At 74.9% G+C, this 16,464-nt stretch carries 20 protein-coding genes; 10 read left to right on the top strand and 10 right to left on the bottom strand.

Annotated features, from left to right (window positions below; all coding sequences use genetic code 11):
* The first annotated feature begins 19 nt into the window (after positions 1 to 19).
* Positions 20 to 862, top strand: a complete 843-nt coding sequence (locus tag I8N68_RS23700; RefSeq protein ID WP_200214280.1) for an SDR family NAD(P)-dependent oxidoreductase — start codon at positions 20 to 22, stop codon at positions 860 to 862.
* On the opposite strand, the gene I8N68_RS23695 is transcribed toward I8N68_RS23700, so the two are convergent.
* Positions 863 to 1,243, bottom strand: coding sequence for a DUF4180 domain-containing protein (locus I8N68_RS23695; protein WP_200214277.1), 381 nt, complete (start codon positions 1,241 to 1,243; stop codon positions 863 to 865). It abuts the gene before it with no gap.
* A complete protein-coding gene (locus tag I8N68_RS23690) occupies positions 1,236 to 1,697 on the bottom strand; it encodes a helix-turn-helix domain-containing protein (RefSeq protein ID WP_200214275.1) in 462 nt (153 codons plus the stop codon). The genes I8N68_RS23695 and I8N68_RS23690 overlap by 8 nt, the downstream gene beginning before the upstream one ends.
* 115 nt (positions 1,698 to 1,812) lie before the next feature.
* Here I8N68_RS23690 and I8N68_RS23685 point away from each other — a divergent pair, with 115 nt between their 5' ends.
* From I8N68_RS23685 to I8N68_RS23675, 3 genes are read left to right on the top strand one after another with little or no spacing between them, the layout of a single operon-like run.
* Positions 1,813 to 2,580: a glycerophosphodiester phosphodiesterase family protein gene (locus tag I8N68_RS23685; RefSeq protein ID WP_200214273.1), complete on the top strand. Its 768-nt coding sequence runs from the start codon at positions 1,813 to 1,815 to the stop codon at positions 2,578 to 2,580.
* Between the two features lie 19 nt (positions 2,581 to 2,599).
* Positions 2,600 to 3,991, top strand: a complete 1,392-nt coding sequence (locus I8N68_RS23680) for an MFS transporter (RefSeq protein ID WP_200214271.1) — start codon at positions 2,600 to 2,602, stop codon at positions 3,989 to 3,991.
* 55 nt (positions 3,992 to 4,046) lie between these two features.
* Entirely contained in the window at positions 4,047 to 4,766 is a 720-nt protein-coding gene (locus I8N68_RS23675) for a thymidine kinase (RefSeq protein ID WP_200214269.1), read from the top strand.
* A 3-nt stretch (positions 4,767 to 4,769) separates the two neighbouring features.
* Here I8N68_RS23675 and I8N68_RS23670 read toward each other — a convergent pair whose 3' ends face one another.
* Positions 4,770 to 5,228, bottom strand: a complete 459-nt coding sequence (locus tag I8N68_RS23670; RefSeq protein ID WP_200214267.1) for an Rv0361 family membrane protein — start codon at positions 5,226 to 5,228, stop codon at positions 4,770 to 4,772.
* Positions 5,229 to 5,335: 107 nt separating this feature from the next.
* On the opposite strand from I8N68_RS23670, the gene I8N68_RS23665 reads away from it, so the two are divergent.
* Entirely contained in the window at positions 5,336 to 7,042 is a 1,707-nt protein-coding gene (locus I8N68_RS23665; RefSeq protein WP_200214265.1) for an acyl-CoA dehydrogenase family protein, read from the top strand.
* A 55-nt stretch (positions 7,043 to 7,097) separates the two neighbouring features.
* On the top strand, positions 7,098 to 7,469 hold the full coding sequence (locus tag I8N68_RS23660; protein ID WP_200214262.1) for a VOC family protein: 372 nt from the start codon (positions 7,098 to 7,100) through the stop codon (positions 7,467 to 7,469).
* Positions 7,470 to 7,511: 42 nt separating this feature from the next.
* Here I8N68_RS23660 and I8N68_RS23655 read toward each other — a convergent pair whose 3' ends face one another.
* A complete protein-coding gene (locus I8N68_RS23655) occupies positions 7,512 to 8,330 on the bottom strand; it encodes an NAD(P)H-binding protein (RefSeq protein WP_200214260.1) in 819 nt (272 codons plus the stop codon).
* 93 nt (positions 8,331 to 8,423) lie between these two features.
* Between I8N68_RS23655 and I8N68_RS23650 the strand changes: the two genes are divergently transcribed.
* Positions 8,424 to 8,831 carry a winged helix-turn-helix transcriptional regulator gene (locus I8N68_RS23650; RefSeq protein ID WP_307812945.1) on the top strand — a complete coding sequence of 136 codons (408 nt, stop codon included), beginning with the start codon at positions 8,424 to 8,426 and terminating at the stop codon, positions 8,829 to 8,831.
* 68 nt (positions 8,832 to 8,899) lie between these two features.
* Here I8N68_RS23650 and I8N68_RS23645 read toward each other — a convergent pair whose 3' ends face one another.
* Positions 8,900 to 9,745 (bottom strand): LLM class flavin-dependent oxidoreductase, encoded by an 846-nt coding sequence (locus I8N68_RS23645; RefSeq protein ID WP_200214258.1) that lies wholly within the window; start codon positions 9,743 to 9,745, stop codon positions 8,900 to 8,902.
* A 69-nt stretch (positions 9,746 to 9,814) separates the two neighbouring features.
* Positions 9,815 to 10,807: a tyrosine-type recombinase/integrase gene (locus I8N68_RS23640; protein ID WP_200214256.1), complete on the bottom strand. Its 993-nt coding sequence runs from the start codon at positions 10,805 to 10,807 to the stop codon at positions 9,815 to 9,817.
* Between the two features lie 133 nt (positions 10,808 to 10,940).
* Between I8N68_RS23640 and I8N68_RS23635 the strand changes: the two genes are divergently transcribed.
* Positions 10,941 to 11,978: a helix-turn-helix transcriptional regulator gene (locus tag I8N68_RS23635; RefSeq protein WP_200214254.1), complete on the top strand. Its 1,038-nt coding sequence runs from the start codon at positions 10,941 to 10,943 to the stop codon at positions 11,976 to 11,978.
* On the opposite strand, the gene I8N68_RS23630 is transcribed toward I8N68_RS23635, so the two are convergent.
* Together I8N68_RS23630 and I8N68_RS23620 are read right to left on the bottom strand one after the other, a co-directional pair.
* Positions 11,968 to 12,399 (bottom strand): Hsp20/alpha crystallin family protein, encoded by a 432-nt coding sequence (locus tag I8N68_RS23630; RefSeq protein ID WP_200214252.1) that lies wholly within the window; start codon positions 12,397 to 12,399, stop codon positions 11,968 to 11,970. The genes I8N68_RS23635 and I8N68_RS23630 overlap by 11 nt on opposite strands.
* 323 nt (positions 12,400 to 12,722) lie before the next feature.
* Positions 12,723 to 13,220 (bottom strand): MarR family winged helix-turn-helix transcriptional regulator, encoded by a 498-nt coding sequence (locus I8N68_RS23620; RefSeq protein ID WP_200214250.1) that lies wholly within the window; start codon positions 13,218 to 13,220, stop codon positions 12,723 to 12,725.
* Between the two features lie 69 nt (positions 13,221 to 13,289).
* On the opposite strand from I8N68_RS23620, the gene I8N68_RS23615 reads away from it, so the two are divergent.
* The gene (locus I8N68_RS23615; RefSeq protein ID WP_200214248.1) at positions 13,290 to 14,525 is read left to right on the top strand and encodes an MFS transporter; all 1,236 of its coding nucleotides are present in this window, start codon (positions 13,290 to 13,292) and stop codon (positions 14,523 to 14,525) included.
* 9 nt (positions 14,526 to 14,534) lie between these two features.
* On the opposite strand, the gene I8N68_RS23610 is transcribed toward I8N68_RS23615, so the two are convergent.
* Together I8N68_RS23610 and I8N68_RS23605 are read right to left on the bottom strand one after the other, a co-directional pair.
* Positions 14,535 to 14,924 (bottom strand): cupin domain-containing protein, encoded by a 390-nt coding sequence (locus I8N68_RS23610; RefSeq protein WP_200214246.1) that lies wholly within the window; start codon positions 14,922 to 14,924, stop codon positions 14,535 to 14,537.
* A 52-nt stretch (positions 14,925 to 14,976) separates the two neighbouring features.
* Positions 14,977 to 15,462, bottom strand: a complete 486-nt coding sequence (locus I8N68_RS23605; RefSeq protein WP_200214243.1) for a GNAT family N-acetyltransferase — start codon at positions 15,460 to 15,462, stop codon at positions 14,977 to 14,979.
* A 167-nt stretch (positions 15,463 to 15,629) separates the two neighbouring features.
* Between I8N68_RS23605 and I8N68_RS23600 the strand changes: the two genes are divergently transcribed.
* On the top strand, positions 15,630 to 16,448 hold the full coding sequence (locus I8N68_RS23600) for a TIGR04222 domain-containing membrane protein (protein WP_200214240.1): 819 nt from the start codon (positions 15,630 to 15,632) through the stop codon (positions 16,446 to 16,448).
* Positions 16,449 to 16,464 lie beyond the last annotated feature (16 nt).

The raw sequence follows: 16,464 nt of genomic DNA, 5'->3' as shown, positions 1-16,464 counted from the left end.
CGGCGAGGAGGCAGCAGCGATGAACTCACCGACCGTGCTGATCACCGGCACGTCCACCGGCATCGGGCTGGAGATCGCCGTGGGCGCGGCCCGCGCCGGGTGGCGGGCCGTGGCCACCATGCGCGACGTGTCGCGCGCCGACGCGCTGCGCCGCACCGCCGACGCCGCCGGGGTCGCCGACCTCGTCGAGGTACGCCGGCTCGACGTCACCGACCCGGCCTCGGTGACCACCTGCGTCGCCGACGTGATCGCCGCCCACGGTCGCCTCGACGCGGTGGTCAACAACGCGGGCGCCGGGCACGTGGGCACCCTGGAGCAGGAGACCGTCGACGACGTACGGGCCGTCATGGAGGTCAACTTCTTCGGCGTCCTGCACGTCAGCCGGGCCGCCCTGCCGCACCTGCGGGACAGCGGCGGCCGGCTGGTCACCGTCACCAGCGTCGGCGGAGTGGTCGGGCAGCCGTTCAACGAGGCGTACTGCGCGGCGAAGTTCGCCGTCGAGGGCTTCATGGAGTCCCTTGCCCCGGTCGCCGCGACCGTCGGGGTGATCGTCACCGTGGTCGAGCCGGGCGCGGTGGCCAGCGAGTTCGTCGCCAACGTCGGCATCGACCGGGACGCCGCCGTCGGGCAGGCCGGGGCCTACGGGCCGGCGCTGCGGGCGTACCTGGAGCGCACGGCCGGCGCGTTCGCCGCGGCCCAGTCCTCGGCCGACGCGGCCGCGGCCGTGGTCGCGACCCTGACCGACCCGGAGCCGGCACCGCGGGTGCAGACCTCGCTCACGGCCCGGCAGTTCGTCGGCGCGAAGCTCGCCGACCTCGACGGACGCGCGGTCACCGCGCTCACCGCCGGCTGGGTGGCCTGATCAACGTCGCCGCGGCGCGGCCCCGGCCAGGCGGGCGTCGAGCGCGTCCAGGTCGGGGACGAACCACACGTGGTCGGCGCGGTTGGACTCGTGGACCAGCGCGCGCAGGGCCGCGCTGGCCGCGAGGTGCCGGGAGATGTCGCCGACGACGGCCAGGCGCAGCCGGTAGTTGACGAACTTCTGCATCACCTCGCCGGCGAAGCGGGTGCCCACGGCGAAGAAGCCCGGGTCCAGCCGGCCGGCGGGCACGGCGACCACCTCGGCGCCGAGGAAGGCCGCGCCGATCAGGTCCAGCGCGTCCGCCACGGTGGCCACCGGCGGGCCGGCCGGGTCGCAGAGCAGCACCGGCACGCCCATCCGCTCCTGCAGCGTGTCAGGCATCGTCGGCCGCCCCGGTGAGCAGGCCGTTGCCGCCGGCGAGCACGGCGTCGAGCAGGTGCAGCAGGTCGGCGGTGGCGGCGGCGCCACCGAGAATGACGATCTTCATACGCTGTCGCTCCTCGTCGTGCACGGTCTGGACGCGCAGCGGGTGCGCGGGGTCGTGGCTGGTGTTCGCCCCGGCCAGGACGAGGGTGCCCAGTCGGTCGGCCGCGGCCCGGTCGACGCCGTCGACCTGCACGATGCTGGACACCTCCACGCTCGGCCCGGCGGCGCGCGGGGGCGACGCGGGCCGCGGCCCGCCGGTCAGCGCGTCGAGGTCGGCGCGGGCGATGCGGTACTGCTTGCCGATCCGCACCGCCCGCAGCCGGCCGGACCGGATGTAGCCGCGCACGGTGCGCGGGTGCAGCCCCAACCGGTCGGCCACCTGCTCGACCGAGTACACATCATCACTCATCGCGCCCCATCCTAGGCGCGACAGGGACCTATAGGGAAGCTTGAAGCCGGCAACCTGCCGGAGTTCTCATCCTCCGGTCACCCGACGGACATCCGGGGCGGGCATACTGCCGGGCGTGCAACCCCGTTGCGGCTACCTCGACGCCCCCGCACCGCTGGCCTTCGCCCACCGCGGCGGCGCGGCCCACGGCGACGAGAACACCGCCGCCGCGTTCGCCCGCGCCATCGCGCTGGGCTACCGGTACGTCGAGACCGACGTGCACGCCACCGCCGACGGCGTCGCGGTGATCTTCCACGACGCCACCCTGCGCCGGGTCACCGGCGAGTCCGGCCGCATCGCCGACCTGCGCTGGGCCGACCTGGCCTCGGTCCGCGTCGGCGGCGCCGCCGTGGTCCCCCGCCTCGACGAGATCCTCGGCGCCTGGCCGGAGGTTCGCTTCAACATCGACGTCAAGGCCGACGGCGGGGTGGAACCCACCATCGCCACGGTCGCCCGGGCCGGCGCGGTCGACCGGGTGCTGCTGGCCTCCTTCAGCGACGCCCGACTGACCCGGCTGCGCGCCATGGCCGGGCCGAAGGTCGCCACCAGCCTCGGCATGCGCGGCGTGGCCCGGCTGCGGATGGCCTCCCTGCACGGACGGTCGCTGCGGCTACCGCCGTCGGTGGTCGCCGCCCAGGTCCCGGTCCGCTACGGGAGCATCCCCGTGGTCGACCGCCGGTTCCTCGCCTACTGCCACCGGATCGGCCTGCAGGTGCACGTCTGGACGATCGACGATCCTGCCGACATGCACGACTTACTTGATCTCGGCGTGGATGGCATCATGACCGATCACGTCGGCGTGCTGCGCGACGTCTACCGCAGCCGCGGCCACTGGGCCGCCTGAACACCTGGCGGAGGAACCGATGGCCGAGACGGTCAGCCCGACCCTGCACGAGCCCCCGTCGAGCACCCGCCGCGAGCGGCGGGGCTGGTACCTCTACGACTGGGCCAACTCGGCCTTCCAGACCACCGTCATCACGGTCTTCCTCGGCCCGTTCCTCACCACCGTCACCGAACTGGCCGCCGGCTGCGAGCTCGGCGCGGACAGCTGCGAGGGGTACGTGCACCCGCTCGGCATCCGGGTCGCCGCCGGCTCCTACTACCCGTACCTGATCTCGCTGTCGGTCTTCCTCACCGTATTCGTGCTGCCGGTGATGGGCGCGATCGCCGACCGGTCGATGCACAAGAAGCGGCTGCTGGCCACCGCCGCGTTCACCGGCGCCGCCGCCACCACCGCCTTCGCCTTCGTCACCGGCGAGCGCTACCTGCTCGGCGGGGCGCTGTTCCTGATCGCGAACATCTCCTTCGGCGCGGCCATGGTCGTCTACAACTCGTTCCTGCCACAGCTCGGCGGCCCCGACGAACGCGACGGCATCTCCAGCCGCGGCTGGGCCATCGGTTACCTCGGCGGCGGCCTGCTGCTCGCGCTGAACCTGGTCGCGGTGACGATGCTCAGCGAGGAGGGCAACCCGCAGCGCACCCTCGACCTGGCCCGCTGGTCGATCGTGTCCGCGGGCGTGTGGTGGGCGGCGTTCACCCTGGTGCCGCTGCGCTGGCTGCGCGAACACCCCGCCGCCGCCGCGGCGGCCCGGGTCGGCGGCGGCAACGTGCTCACCGACGGGTTCCGGCAGCTCGGCCACACCCTGCGGAACATCAAGGCGTACCCGCTGACGCTGTTCTTCCTGCTCGCCTTCCTGGTCTACAACGACGGCATCCAGACCGTCATCACTCTGGCCAGCCAGTACGGCACCAAGGAGCTGCGGCTGGGGCAGAGCACGCTGATCACGACGATCCTGCTGGTGCAGTTCCTCGCCTTCGGCGGTGCGCTGGCGCTCGGCGCGCTCGCCGGGCGCATCGGCGCGTGGAAGACCCTGCTGATCAGCCTGGTGCTCTGGACCGGTGTGATCATCGCCGCGTTCCGGCTGCCCGCCGAGGCGCCGCTGCCGTTCATGATCCTCGGCGGGGCGATCGGCCTGGTCCTCGGCGGCAGCCAGGCGCTGAGCCGGTCGCTGTTCAGCCAGCTCATCCCCGCCGGCAAGGAGGGCGAGTACTACGGCTTCTACGAGATCAGCGACAAGGGCACCAGCTGGCTCGGGCCGCTCGCCTTCGGCCTGGTGTTCCAGCTCACCGCCTCCTACCGGGTGGGCCTGGTCTCACTGCTGATCTTCTTCGTGGTCGGGTTCGCGCTGCTGGCCGCCGTGCCGATCCGGCGCGCCATCGTGGCCGCGGGCAACACCCCGCCCCGGGTGCTCTAGGCGCGGCCACGCACGGCCCGGATCGGGGCCGATCGATGGACTAGGCTGCCCCGACGTGACCGACCACGCCGCTGCCGCCCCGATCTGCCTGGCCCGGCCCCTCCCGGGACCGGACGACACCCGCGTCGGCGGCTGCGCCGCCGCCCGCGGCGTCGACGGGCGTCCGCTGCACGCCGCCGCCCTGAAGTTCTTCTGGGGCCCGATGGACTGCGGCAAGTCGACCATGGCCCTGCAGATGAACTACAACCACGCCCGGCAGGGCCGCCGCGGCCTGGTCACCACCCGCATCGACCGGTCGCTGGGCCCGCAGGTCACCACCCGCATCGGCCTGGCCCACTCCGCCATCGAGGTCACCGACGCCCTCGACCTGCGCGACCTGGTCCGCGACGCCTGGGCCGAGGGGGTACGCGTGGACTACCTGATCTGCGACGAGGCGTCCTTCTACGACCTGGATCACATCGAGCAGATGGCCGAGCTGGTCGACAACTACGACGTCGACGTGTACGCCTTCGGCCTGGCCACCGACTTCCGCTCCTGCCTGTTCCCGGCCGCACAGCGGCTGTTCGAACTCGCCGACGAGGTGGCCCGGATCCAGGTGGAGGTGCTCTGCTGGTGCGGCCGGGAGGGGCTGCTCAACGCCCGGGTCGTCGACGGACGGGTGGCCCGCGAGGGCGCGCAGGTCGTCATCGGCGACACCGTGGCCAGCGCCGACGTGCGCTACCAGGTGCTCTGCCGCCGCCACTACCGCTCGGGCGACCTCGGCCCGCGCGGCTGAGCCTCAGAACGGGTCCCCGCAGACCCGCCACCTGCCGTTCTCCTGGATCACGGGGAGTTTGCGCTCCTCGCTGGCCCCGCCGTCGCGGGTCACCCGCACGGTCACCGTGGCACGCGGGCGGCCGCGCAGGGTGGAGATCGCCACGTCGGTGATCTCGTAGCCGCTGACCTGCGGCGGGGTGCGCACCCAGCTGCCGAAGCCGACCGCGCTCCACCGGCCCCGCGCCTCCTTGCACAGCCTCTCGTACGCCTGGTCGGTGTCGCCGGCCGCCACCTCCCGGAAGAACCCGTCGGCGGTGTCCCGCACCGGTCCGTTGGCCTGCATCACCACCTGCACGTTCCACACGGCGAGGCCGGCCACGCCGATCAGGCAGAAGCCCACGCCGAGCCCGCCCAGCAGCAGGCCGGTGCGCATCGGCCGGCGCCGCCGGGCGGGTCTGCTCCATCCCTGCTCGCTGCCCATCAGCATCGACCGTAAGCGCCCGGTACGTCCCCGCGCAGCCACATTGCCCCTGTCGCGCTGGCGGCGGCATCGTCTACCGTCGGCGCACACCCTCCAAGGAGCGACGGATGAGCCGCTACGTGCAGCCGGTACCGACCCCCGACGACCCGTACAGCGGCGACCCGCTGCTGCGATCCTGGCTGGAGCGGCAGCTCGGCCCGGCCGGGCACGCCGCCGCCAAGGGCCGGCTGGCCGACCTGGCCGCCGACGTGGCCGGGCCGCTGCGCGCCGCGCACGCCGACGCCGAGGCGCACCCGCCCACCCTGGTCCGCTACGACCCGTGGGGTGCCCGCGTCGACCGGGTCGACACCTCCGCCGGCTGGCAGGCCCAGCGGGCCGCCGCCGCCCGGCACGCGGTGGTCGCGCTGCCCTACCTGGAGTCCGCGCGCGGCACCTGGGGGGCCGCCGCCCGCGTCGTCCAGCACGCCCTGCTGCACCTGTACGGCCCCGAGTCGGCCACCTTCTCCTGCCCGGTGGCGATGGCCGACGGCGCCGCCGCGCTGCTGAGCCTGCCGGAGGTCGACGCCGAGGTGCGGGACGCCTGGTTGCCGCGGCTGATCGCCACCGACCCGGACACCGCGATCGTCAGCGGCCAGTGGATGACCGAGTCGCAGGGCGGCTCCGACCTGTCCCGATCCAGCACCATCGGCCGGCCCGCCGCCGACGGCTCCTGGCGGCTGACCGGGGAGAAGTGGTTCTGCTCCGCTGCCGACGCGCCGATGGCGGTGGCGCTGGCGCGCCCGGAGGACGCCGGCCGGGGCAGCCGGGTGCTGGCGCCGTTCCTGGTGCCCCGCTACGCCGCCGACTCGCCCCTGGCCGGGGCCACCATCGCCCCCGACGCGCCCGCCCCCGGGGTCATCGTGCACCGGCTCAAGTACAAGCTCGGCACCCGGGCGCTGCCCACCGCCGAGATCGGGCTGCGCGACGCGTACGCGCTGCCGCTCGGCGACCCGGCCGTGCCGGGCCTGGTCCGGGCGATGACCCTGGTGGTGGTGACCCGGGTGCACAACGCCTCCGCCGCCGCCGCCGGCATGCGCCGCGGCCTGGCCTACGCCCGCGCGTACGCCGAGGCCCGGCAGGTCGCCGGCGGCCGGCTCGGCGAGTCCCCCCTGCACCGGGGCACCCTGGGCGCCTTGGCGGTCGACGCGGCCGGCGCGTTCGCGCTGGCCGGGCACGCCTTCGCCCTGCTGGGCCGGGTGGAGGTGGGCGCCGACCCGGAGGCCGCCGCCGAACTGCGCGTGGTGGCGCCGCTGGCCAAGCTCGCCACCGGCCGGCTCGCCGTCTCCTCCGCAAGCGAGTACGTGGAGGCCTTCGGTGGGGCCGGTTACATCGAGGACACCGGGGTGCCCCGGCTGCTGCGCGACGCCCAGGTGCTGCCCATCTGGGAGGGCACCACCAACGTGCTCGCCCTGGACGTGCTGCGCGCGGTCACCCGGGAGGACGCCGGCGGGCCGCTGCTGCGCCGGCTCGCCGCCGCCGTCGACCTGGCCCGCCCGATCTCCCCCGCCCTGGCCGACACCCTCGCCGCGGTCACCGACGAGTTGCGCGGCACCCTCGCCGAGGTGACCGTCGACCCGACCGCCGTCGAGGTGGTGGCGGGGGCGCGCGGGCTGGCGCTGCGGATGGCGTACGCCCTGACCACCGCGCTGCTGGTGGAGCACGCCGCGTGGGGCGACGAGCAGGCCGAGGCGGCCGCCCGGCTGTGGGCGCGGCGCTGGCTGCGGCACGAGGACATCGCGGCCGACGCCCACCGGCACCTGGAGCTGCTCGGCTGAAAACCCGCCGGCATACCTGCCACAAGATGTCAGGATCGGGGGCGAGACTGGCCGCATGACAGTGAACGCCGACCTCGCCATGGTCAACCTCGACAGCTCCGACCCGGTCGCCCACGCCGGGTTCTACCACCGGGTCCTGGGCTGGGAAGTCACCCACAGCCAGGCCGAGTACGCCATGATAAGCGCCGACGGGGTCTCGATCGGGTTCGGGCTGGTGCCCGGCTACACGCCGCCCGCCTGGCCCGACGAGACCGCCGGCAAGCGCTACCACCTCGACCTCTACGTCGACGACCTCGCCGCCGCGGAGAAGGAGTTCGTGGCGGCCGGTGCCGCGAAGCCGGAGTTCCAGCCCGGCGGCGAGCGCTGGGTGGTGCTGATCGACCCGATCGGCCAACCGTTCTGCATCTGCCCCCGCCCGCAGGGCTGAGGTGCACTCGCCGGGCGGCCGGGTGGCCGCCCGGCGAGCCGGTCAGCGGAAGGCGTCGACGGTATGCCGCGCCCACTCGGCGAAGGGGCGCGGCGGGCGGCCGAGAACGCGCGCGACGTCGGGGCTGACCCGCTGCTCGGCCGCCGTGGGCGTACCCAGGATGGCGAGGGTGGCCTCGACGACCGGCTCCGGCATGAACCGCAGCAGGGCCTGCTCGGCGGTCTGCTCGACGAAGCGCACCGGCTCGCCCAGCGCCTGCCCGATCGCCGCCGCCTGCCGCCGGGGCGAGACCGGCTCCGGCCCGGTCAGCTCGTACGTCCGGCCGGCGTGCCCGGGGGCGCGCAGCGCGACGGCCGCGACCTCGGCGATGTCGGCCGGGTCGACCGTCGGCAGCGCCACATCGCCGAAGGGGGCGGCCACCAGCCGCTGCTGCCGGACCGTGCCGGCCCACTGCAGGGTGTTGGAATGGAATCCGCCGGGACGCAGCACCGTCCAGTCCAGCCCGGACGCCGTGACGGCCTGCTCCAGTCCGGCGGGGTGCCGCCCGGTGGCGACCCCCTGCGAGGACAGGAAGACCACCCGCCGCACGCCGGCGTCCCGCGCCGCGTCGAGGATCCCGCCCGGGTCGGCACCGCCGGCCAGCAGGTCGCCGGTCAGCAGCAGGAACAACGCCTCCGCCCCGTCGAGCGCCGTCTTCAGGCCCGCCGGTTCGGCCAGGTCGGCCGCCATCGGCCGTACGCCCGGCGGCAGGTCCGCCGCGGACACCTGCCGCGACACCGCGGTCACCGGCTCTCCCGCCGCTGCCAGCGCCCGCACCAGCGGCCGCCCGACGTTCCCCGTCGCTCCCGTCACCACGATCATGACAATTCCTCCCGTTCGCTCTGGACGGAGAGGACGTTACCTTCCTGCGTATAGTAGGTACCTAGAGGAAAGTAATGGCGCAAGGGAGTGATTGTGAGCAGCACCACCGCCTGGACGTCCCGAGTGGACGTCGACCCCGAGCAGGCCTGCCCGATCGCCCCGGTGGTCGACATCGTGTTCAGCCGCTGGACCACGCCGATCCTCTGGGCGCTGCACGAGTACGGCCGGCAGCGCTTCGTCGAGCTGGAACGCCGCCTGGTCACCATCACCCCGAAGGTGCTCACCCAACGGCTGCGGCAACTGGAACGCGACGGCCTCGTCGTGCGCACCTACCACCCGGAGGTCCCACCCCGGGTGGAGTACGAGATCAGCGACCTGGGCCGCAGCCTCGCGCCGCTGTTCGCCACGCTCGCCGAGTGGTCCACCGCCAACCTGGGCAAGGTCGACGAAGCCCGGCTGGACTACGACGCCCGCGAGGGCAGCCGCACCCGCCGACGCTGACCGGCAGCCGGCGGCGGGGGCCAACACGGCGTCGGCCAGGCCGGGCTCGCGCAGCCCCGCGCCGCCGGTCAGCGCAGCGGGCCGCGGGCGACCGCCGCCCGCATGGCGACCGGGTCGCCGGCCTTGACGAACTCCAGCCACCAGGTCGCGCCGGCGGCGGCCAGCTCCGCCAGGTACGCCCGTTCGGCGCGTTCGTCGGGGCGCCGCCGCCGACCGCCGATCGCCACGTCGAACGGCTGACCGTCGGCGCGGGTGGCCGGCAGCGCGGCCACCAGGTCGTGCACCTCGTCCGCGGTGAGGTCGGACCAGCCGTCGGTGTCGGTCAGCTTGTACGGCACGATCCCGTCGGCGCGGGCGGCGCGACGCAGCACCGCCTTCGCCTGGATGCTGCCGCCCACCCAGACCGGCACCCTGGGCCGCTGCACCGGCGCCGGGCGCAGCGCCACCCCGTCGGCCCGGTAGTGGACGCCCCGATGGACGACCCGGTCACCGCCGAGCAGCCCGACCAGCACGTCCAGTCCCTCGTCGAGCATCGCCGCCCGCGTCTTCAGGTCCGTCTGCTCGCCGAACGCGGCGAGACCCCGGTCCTTCGGGTCGCCGACGCCCACCGCGACGGTGGCCCGGCCGGCGGAGAGGTGGTCGAGGGTGAGCACCTCCCGGGCCAGCTTCGCCGGACGCCGGCGCGGCAACGAGGTCACCGTGGTGCCCAGCCGGACGTGACCGGTACGCGCGGCGATCGCGGTGAGCAGCAGCCAGGGGTCGTACGTGGGCGGATCGTCGCCGTCGTAGTAGACCAGGTAGTCCTCGAAGAACACCCCGTCCCAGCCGGCCCGCTCGGCCAGCTCCCCCAACTCGACGAGGAGGGACGCGGTCACCGACGGTCCACCGCAGGAGATCTCCAGTCCGTGTCGCATCATCGGACCGTATGACGGCCCTACGACCCTTCCGGGACGGATGTGCCGTCAGCGCGTGGGTGCGGAGCCTCAACCTCGCCGGCGGGCCCGGGCGGCCCAGAGGACGTACGCCGGGTCGCGGTCGAGGTTGTGCCGGTCCCGGTCGTACCGGCGGGTGGTGCGCGGGTCCGCGTGGCCCATCGCGTCCTGCACGTCCTCCAGCGGCACGCCTTCGGCGCGGGCGGTGGTGGCGAACGCGTGCCGCAGCGAGTGCGGTGACAGCTTCGCCCAGGCCGGGATGCCCGCCGACTGGGCCAGCCGGCGCACCAGCCGGAACACCGAGTGCCGGTCCAGCCGGGCACCGGTCGCGGTGACCAGCAGCGGGCCGGTCAGCTCCGGCACCGTCACCCCCTGCGCGGCGGCCCGCGCCGACAGGTAGGCGTCCACCGCGTAGGCGGTGCCGGGGGTCAGCGCGCGGCGGCGGACCTTGCCGCCCTTGCCGACGAACCGGACGCTGCGGTGTCCCCGCTCGGCCCCCAGGTCGGTCAGGTCCAGCGAGATCAGTTCACCGACGCGCAGCCCGAGGTCGGCCAGGAGGGCGATGGTGGCGCGGTTGCGGGCGGCGGTCGGGCCGGTGTCCGCCTCGGCGGCGGTGAGCAGGGCGTCGACCTCCTCCGGGGTGAGCCCGACGGTGGCGGAGTGGTCCCGGTCGATGCGCGGCCGGTCCGCCCCGGAGACCGGGTTGGCGTCGACCGCGCGCAGCTTGACCAGGAAGTCGTACCAGCTGGACAGGGCGGACAGCCGGCGCGCCACGGTGGCCGGGGTGAGGGGGCGGCCACTGCGGGCGCCGAGCGTGGACTCCAACTGGCGGCCGTAGTCGTTGACGTCGAGGAAGCTCGCCCGCAGCGGGTCGAGGCCCCGCCCGGCGCACCAGGCGAGCCAGCCGGCGATGTCCCGCCGGTACGCGTCGCGGGTGTGCTCCGACAGCCGCCGGTTGCGCAGCCACGCCTCGGTGAAGTCGGTCGGCCCGCCCCGCAGGGCGGGCCGGGCCGCCGCTCGCGGCAGGACGTCGGGACGCAGCATGTGAGAAAGGCTCTCAGCCATCGGGGCGAATGGCGACGAGGCGCGCCCGACGGGAATCGGGCAGTGGCCGCTGTCACGTCTCGTCCTCCGCCCCGGCGTCGAGGCCGACCGGGGGCGGCGTTACGGTCGGCCGGTGCGCGCCAGCCGGCTGGTCTCCCTGCTGCTGCTCCTGCAGACCCGGGGGCGGATGACCGCCCAGCAGCTCGCCGACGCCCTCGAGGTGTCGGTGCGGACCGTCTACCGCGACGTCGAGTCGCTGGGCGCCGCCGGGGTGCCGGTGTACGCCGACCGGGGACCGACCGGCGGGTACCAGCTGCTGGAGGGGTACCGCACCCGGCTGACCGGGATGACCGCCCCGGAGGCGGAGGCGCTGTTCCTGGCCGGCATGCCCGGCCCGGCGGCCGACCTCGGGCTGGGCCCGGTGCTCGCGGCGGCGGAGCTGAAGCTGCTCGCCGCGCTCCCCGACGAGCTGGCCGACCGGGGTGGCCGGGCGCGGCAGCGGTTCCACCTGGACGCGCCGGGCTGGTTCCGGAATACGGAGCCCACGCCGCACCTGACCGCACTGGCCCGCGCGGTGTGGGAGGACCGGCTGGTGGAGATCCGCTACCAGCGGTGGAAGACCCCCCGGGAGGTGACCCGGGTGCTCGCCCCGCTGGGCGTGGTGCTCAAGGCCGGCCGCTGGTATCTGGTGGCCCGCTCCGGCGAGCAGGTGCGCACCTACCGGGTCGGCGCGGTCCTCGACGTGGTGCTGCTGGACGAGTGGTTCGACCGGCCGGCCGACTTCGACCTGGCCGGGTTCTGGCGGGAGTGGACCGAGCGGTACGAGCGCGGCGTCTACCGCGGCGAGGCGCGGGTGCGGATGACGGTGGCCGCGCTGGAGTTCCTGCCGTACGTCTTCCCGCCGGCGATGAGCCGGGCGGCCCGGGCCGCCGCCGGTGAGCCCGACGAGCACGGCTGGCTGGAGACCGCCGTGCCGATCGAGTCGGTCAAGCACGCCCAGGTGGAGCTGCTGAAGCTCGGCGCCGAGGTGGAGGTGCTGGCCCCGGCCGAGCTGCGGGACCGGCTGGCCGCCACCGCCCACGCGCTGGCCGGCCTCTATCCGGCGCCGGGGGCCGAATCGGTGGGGGCGCCCGACGCGGGCGCCCCCACCGGTGCGGCCGTCAGGCGTTGATCTCCTTGCGCCCGTTGCCGTTGGCCGGGGCGGCAATGCTGATCCGCCGCGGCTTGGCCCGCTCGGCGATCGGGATGCGCAGGGTGAGCACGCCGTTGTCGTAGCCGGCCTCGAGCTTGTCGGTGTCGAGGGTGTCGCCGAGGAAGAGCTGCCGGGTGAAGGTGCCCATCGGTCGCTCGGCGGCGACCAGCTCGACGTTGTCCCCGGTGGGGCGGCGCCGCTCGGCGCGGACGGTCAGCACGTTGCGCTGGACGGTGCAGTCGATGCTGTCCGGGTCGACGCCGGGCAGGTCGAAGGCGGCGTAGAACCAGTCGCCGTCGCGGTAGGCGTCGAGGTGCATGACCGCCGGCCGGGCGGTGGTGCCGAAGAACTGCTCGGCGAGCCGGTCGATCTCACGGAACGGGTCGGTACGCATCAGCATGGTCGTGCCTCCTCGGTTCTCCTGGCCGAAGGTGTCAAGTTGAGCCGTGGTGACTCAAGTCCTCAGTTCTTTATGTAGCGCGCCGGCTCGCCGTCGTCAACCCGGGACGGCAGCAGCTTTTCGAACCAGTGCGCCGCGTACCGGCCGGCGTTGTAGGCCGGGATCTCGACGTAGCCGTGCCGGGCGTACAGGGCGCGGGCCTCGACCAGGTCGACGCGGGTGTCCGGCCGGATGCGGTCGGCCCCGGCGGCGCGGGCCGTCTCCTCGATCGCGGCCAGCAGGGCCGCGCCGCCGCCCCAGGCAGTCCTTCGACCAGGTGCCGCTCAGTCGGTGGGCCGCTCGGCGACCAGCATGACGCGGCGCAGCAGGTCCGACAGCAGCCGGCGCTCGTCGGGGTCGAGCGCCGTCAGCAGGCGGTGCTCCTCGCGCCCGATCACGTCCATCGCGCCGCGCCAGGCGGCCCGGCCGGCCTCGGTCAGCTCGACGTCCACCCGGCGCCGGTCCACCGTCGAGGGAACCCGGTGGACGAAACCCCGGCGCAGCAGGGCGTCGACCCGGGCGGTGATCGAGGCGGGAGCCATGTCGAGGTCGCCGGCGAGCGCCGAGGGTGCCGCCCGGCCCCGCCGGCCCGCCAGGGCGTGCAGGGTGTCGAACTCGTGCGCCTGGAGGTCGAGGTCCGCGAGCGTGCGGTCCTTGACCGCCCGCAGGTGCCGGGTGAGGAACGACATCCGGGTCACCGCGCCCTCGACGTCGGGGTCGAGGTCTGCCAGGACGGGCAGCCAGCGCTCGACGTGCCGGTCGGTGCGGTCGCGGTCGGTCACGGAAGCCACGATACGCCAACACCGAAATATTCATTGCAGAAATATTCGATGTCGAAGTAACGTGTCCGGGTGACCCACCCACTCCGCCTCCCCGCCTTCCGGCTGCTCTTCCTCGGCCGTACCGTCTCCGCCGTCGGTGACGCCGTCGTGCCCACCGCGCTGGCCCTTGCCGTGCTCCGCGCCACCGGCTCGACCGCGGCCCTCGCCGTGGTGCTCGCCTGCGCGATGCTGCCCAAGCTGCTCCTGCTCCCCCTCGGCGGAGTGGTCGCCGACCGCTTCAACGCCCGCCGGGTGGCCATCGCCACCGACCTGGTGCGCTGCGCCGCCCAACTGGTCGTCGGCGCCGAACTGCTCGGCGGCGCCCCGGCGCTGACCCACCTCGCGGCGGCCGCCGCCGTCGGCGGGGTCGCCTCGGCCTTCGCCATGCCCACCTCCTCGCCGCTGGTCGCCGGCACCGTCGACGCCGAGGGACGGCAGCGCGCCAACGCGCTGATGGGCGTCACCGGCAACGCCAGCCGGCTGCTCGGGCCGGCGCTGGCCGGGCTGCTGGTCTGGACCGTCGGCCCCGGCTGGGCGTTCGTCCTCGACGCGCTGTCGTTCGCGCTGAGCGCCGCGCTGCTGTCGGTCATCCGGGTCCGGCACGTCCCGGTGCCCCGCCGGTCGCTGCGCAGCGACCTGGCGCTCGGCTGGCGGGAGGTGCGCTCCCGCGACTGGTTCTGGAGCAGCCTGCTCGCGCACGGCGTGTGGAACGGCGCCGCCGCGGTGCTGCTCACCCTCGGACCGGTGATCGCCGTGCAGCGCCTGGGCGGGGAGGGCGTCTGGGTGCTGCTGCAGCAGGCCGGCGCGGTCGGCATGCTCGCCGGGTCGCTGCTCGCCGCGCGGGCCCGGCCACGCCGGCCGGTGCTGGTCGCCAACCTCGGCCTGGCCGCGTACGCGGCGCCGCTGCTCCTGCTCGCCGTCACCGCCCCCGCCGCCGCCGTCATCGCCGCCTACTGCCTCGCGCTGAGCGCGCTGGGGTTCCTCAACCCGGTCTGGGAGACCGTGGTGCAGGGCCAGTTCCCGCCGCAGGTGCTCGCCCGGGTCACCTCGTACGACTGGCTGATGTCCCTGGGCGCCATGCCGATCGGGTACGCCCTCGCGCCGGTGGCGGCGGATGCGTGGGGGCCGTCGGCGCCGCTCGCCGTCGCCGGCACGCTGGTCGCCCTCGCCTGCGCCGGCACCGCCGCCGTTCCCGCCGTACGCCGGCTGGGCTGGCCGGTCAGCGCGCCGGCGGCACCCGCCGAGCCGGTGCCCGCCGCGCGCTGACCGGGCCGCTCACAGTCGGTGGCCGGTGGTGGCGTCCACGTGGTCGGGGACCGGGTCGTGCCGGTCCCCGACGCTGGACGTGCCGGACGGCTCGAACATCAGGATCGACGCGCCGCCCGGCGCGGACGGCCGGTGCTCGACCCCGCGCGGCACCACGAACACCGCGCCGCGCGGCAGCACCACCTCCCGCTCGGCGCCCCCGTCGCGCAGCGCGATCCGCAGCTCCCCGTCGAGCACCAGGAAGAACTCGTCGGTGTCGTCGTGAGCGTGCCAGACGTGCTCGCCGGCCACCTTGGCCACCCGCACGTCGTAGTCGTTGACCCGGGTGACGATGCGCGGGCTCCACAACTGGTCGAAACGGGCCAGCGCGGCGGACAGGTCGATCGGCGCTTCGCTCATGCCACCATCCTGGTCGATGGCGCGCCACCGGGACAGGCCGGTGGGGGGCGGTCTAGAGGGGACGGTGCATCACGTGCAGCCCCACCCGGCCCAGGGTGGGGTGGGCGAACGCCTCCGGCACCGTGCCGATGACGGTGAACCCGAGCCGCCGGTACAGCTCCACCGCCGCCTCGTTGACCTCCACCACGGCGTTGAACTGCATCGCCGCGTACCCCTGCCGCCGGGCCCAGTCCAGGGCGTACTCGCACAGCGCCCGGCCGACGCCGCGTCCCCGGGCGGCGCTGGCCACCATGAAGCTCGCGGTGGCCACGTGCGAGCCGGGGCCGGGCCGGTTCGGCCCCATCTTGGCCGTGCCGAGGATCGTCCCGTCCGCCTCGGCCACCACCGTGTGCCCGGGTGCCCGTTCCACCCACACGTCGTGACAGAACTCCGACGTCCAGGACGGGTCGTACGGGAAGGTGTCCCCGGCGGTGATGACGTCCTCGACGATCGGCCAGACCTGGTCCCAGTCGGCCGCGGCGAACTCTCGGATGCGCATTGCCGGCACGCTATCGCCACGCTCCGGCCGGCGCGACCCGGAATCCGGGCGCGCCGAACCGTGACCGACCAGGGGGCCGACCGCACCGGCGAGGCGGCTGCGCTCGCCCGGGAGGTGCGGCTCACACCGGTGCGGTCCGCGCCGGGCGACGATTCATACTTGGCGCCATGCTCTGGGGCGTCAGCGGTCCACTCTTCCTCCTCGACTATCTGGCGGCGGTTGCCGGGACGCTCGCCCTCGCCCTGGCGATCAGGGCGCTGACCGGCTGGCGTACCCGGGGCGAGCCACCGAGCACCGTCGAGCTGGCGTACCTCACCGACCGGGCCGGGCTGGCCTGCCAGGTGGGCATGGCGGCGCTGCGCCGGGGCGGCGTGGTACGGCTGGGTGAGCTGTCGACCCTGTCGGTCGACGGGCCGCCGCCCGGCGGTTCTGCCCCGCTGGTCCGGGCGCTGCACGCCGCACTGCGCCGGCCGCAGACCTGGGCGGCGGTGCTCGCCGACCCGGCCGTGGGCCGGGCCCTGCGGCGGATGGTCGGCCGGCTGGTCCGCGACGGTTGGCTGCTCACCCCGCGGCAGCGGCGGCGGATGGTCGTCGGCACGCTGCCGCTGTTCGGCGTGGCCGCCGTCGGGGTGACCCGGCTGATCGACAGTGCGGTCGAGGGGCGTACCGCCGGGGGCCCGGCGTCCGTGGCCGGCCTGCTGCTGTGCTGCCTGGCCACGGCGCTGGCCGGCTGGTGGCTGTGCGAGGTCCCGGAGACCGGGACGGCCGCCCGCCGGCTGCTGCGCCGGCAGCGCCGCGCGCACGCCGAGTTGGCGCCGGAGCGCCGCCCGGCGTGGAGCGAGCGGAGCACGGACGAGCTGCTGAACGCGATGGCGCTGTTCGGGCCGCGCCCGCTGCTGGCGGTCGACCCCCGGTTCGCCGAGCTGGTCGGCGTCGACCTGGAGCGCACCCGGCCGGCGACCCCGGCCGGCGCCCGGCGCCGCTGACCAGCGCCGGCCGGCG

The organism is Micromonospora coerulea (genome assembly GCF_016598485.1).
Taxonomy (GTDB): Bacteria; Actinomycetota; Actinomycetes; order Mycobacteriales; family Micromonosporaceae; genus Micromonospora; species Micromonospora coerulea.
Note: the sequence above shows the minus strand (reverse complement) of the source record. Positions and strands in the feature narration are given on the sequence as shown.

Bases quoted from the DNA above. Each gene is read 5' to 3' on its own strand.
- I8N68_RS23670 (WP_200214267.1), bottom strand. From the start codon at position 5,228: ATGGGCAGCGAGCAGGGATGGAGCAGACCCGCCCGGCGGCGCCGGCCG.
- I8N68_RS23605 (WP_200214243.1), bottom strand. From the start codon at position 15,462: ATGCGCATCCGAGAGTTCGCCGCGGCCGACTGGGACCAGGTCTGGCCG.
- I8N68_RS23630 (WP_200214252.1), bottom strand. From the start codon at position 12,399: ATGCTGATGCGTACCGACCCGTTCCGTGAGATCGACCGGCTCGCCGAG.
- I8N68_RS23610 (WP_200214246.1), bottom strand. From the start codon at position 14,924: ATGAGCGAAGCGCCGATCGACCTGTCCGCCGCGCTGGCCCGTTTCGAC.
- I8N68_RS23600 (WP_200214240.1), top strand. From the start codon at position 15,630: ATGCTCTGGGGCGTCAGCGGTCCACTCTTCCTCCTCGACTATCTGGCG.
- I8N68_RS23695 (WP_200214277.1), bottom strand. From the start codon at position 1,243: ATGCCTGACACGCTGCAGGAGCGGATGGGCGTGCCGGTGCTGCTCTGC.
- I8N68_RS23640 (WP_200214256.1), bottom strand. From the start codon at position 10,807: ATGCTGCGTCCCGACGTCCTGCCGCGAGCGGCGGCCCGGCCCGCCCTG.
- I8N68_RS23655 (WP_200214260.1), bottom strand. From the start codon at position 8,330: ATGATCGTGGTGACGGGAGCGACGGGGAACGTCGGGCGGCCGCTGGTG.
- I8N68_RS23660 (WP_200214262.1), top strand. From the start codon at position 7,098: ATGACAGTGAACGCCGACCTCGCCATGGTCAACCTCGACAGCTCCGAC.
- I8N68_RS23700 (WP_200214280.1), top strand. From the start codon at position 20: ATGAACTCACCGACCGTGCTGATCACCGGCACGTCCACCGGCATCGGG.
- I8N68_RS23690 (WP_200214275.1), bottom strand. From the start codon at position 1,697: ATGAGTGATGATGTGTACTCGGTCGAGCAGGTGGCCGACCGGTTGGGG.
- I8N68_RS23665 (WP_200214265.1), top strand. From the start codon at position 5,336: ATGAGCCGCTACGTGCAGCCGGTACCGACCCCCGACGACCCGTACAGC.
- I8N68_RS23680 (WP_200214271.1), top strand. From the start codon at position 2,600: ATGGCCGAGACGGTCAGCCCGACCCTGCACGAGCCCCCGTCGAGCACC.
- I8N68_RS23645 (WP_200214258.1), bottom strand. From the start codon at position 9,745: ATGCGACACGGACTGGAGATCTCCTGCGGTGGACCGTCGGTGACCGCG.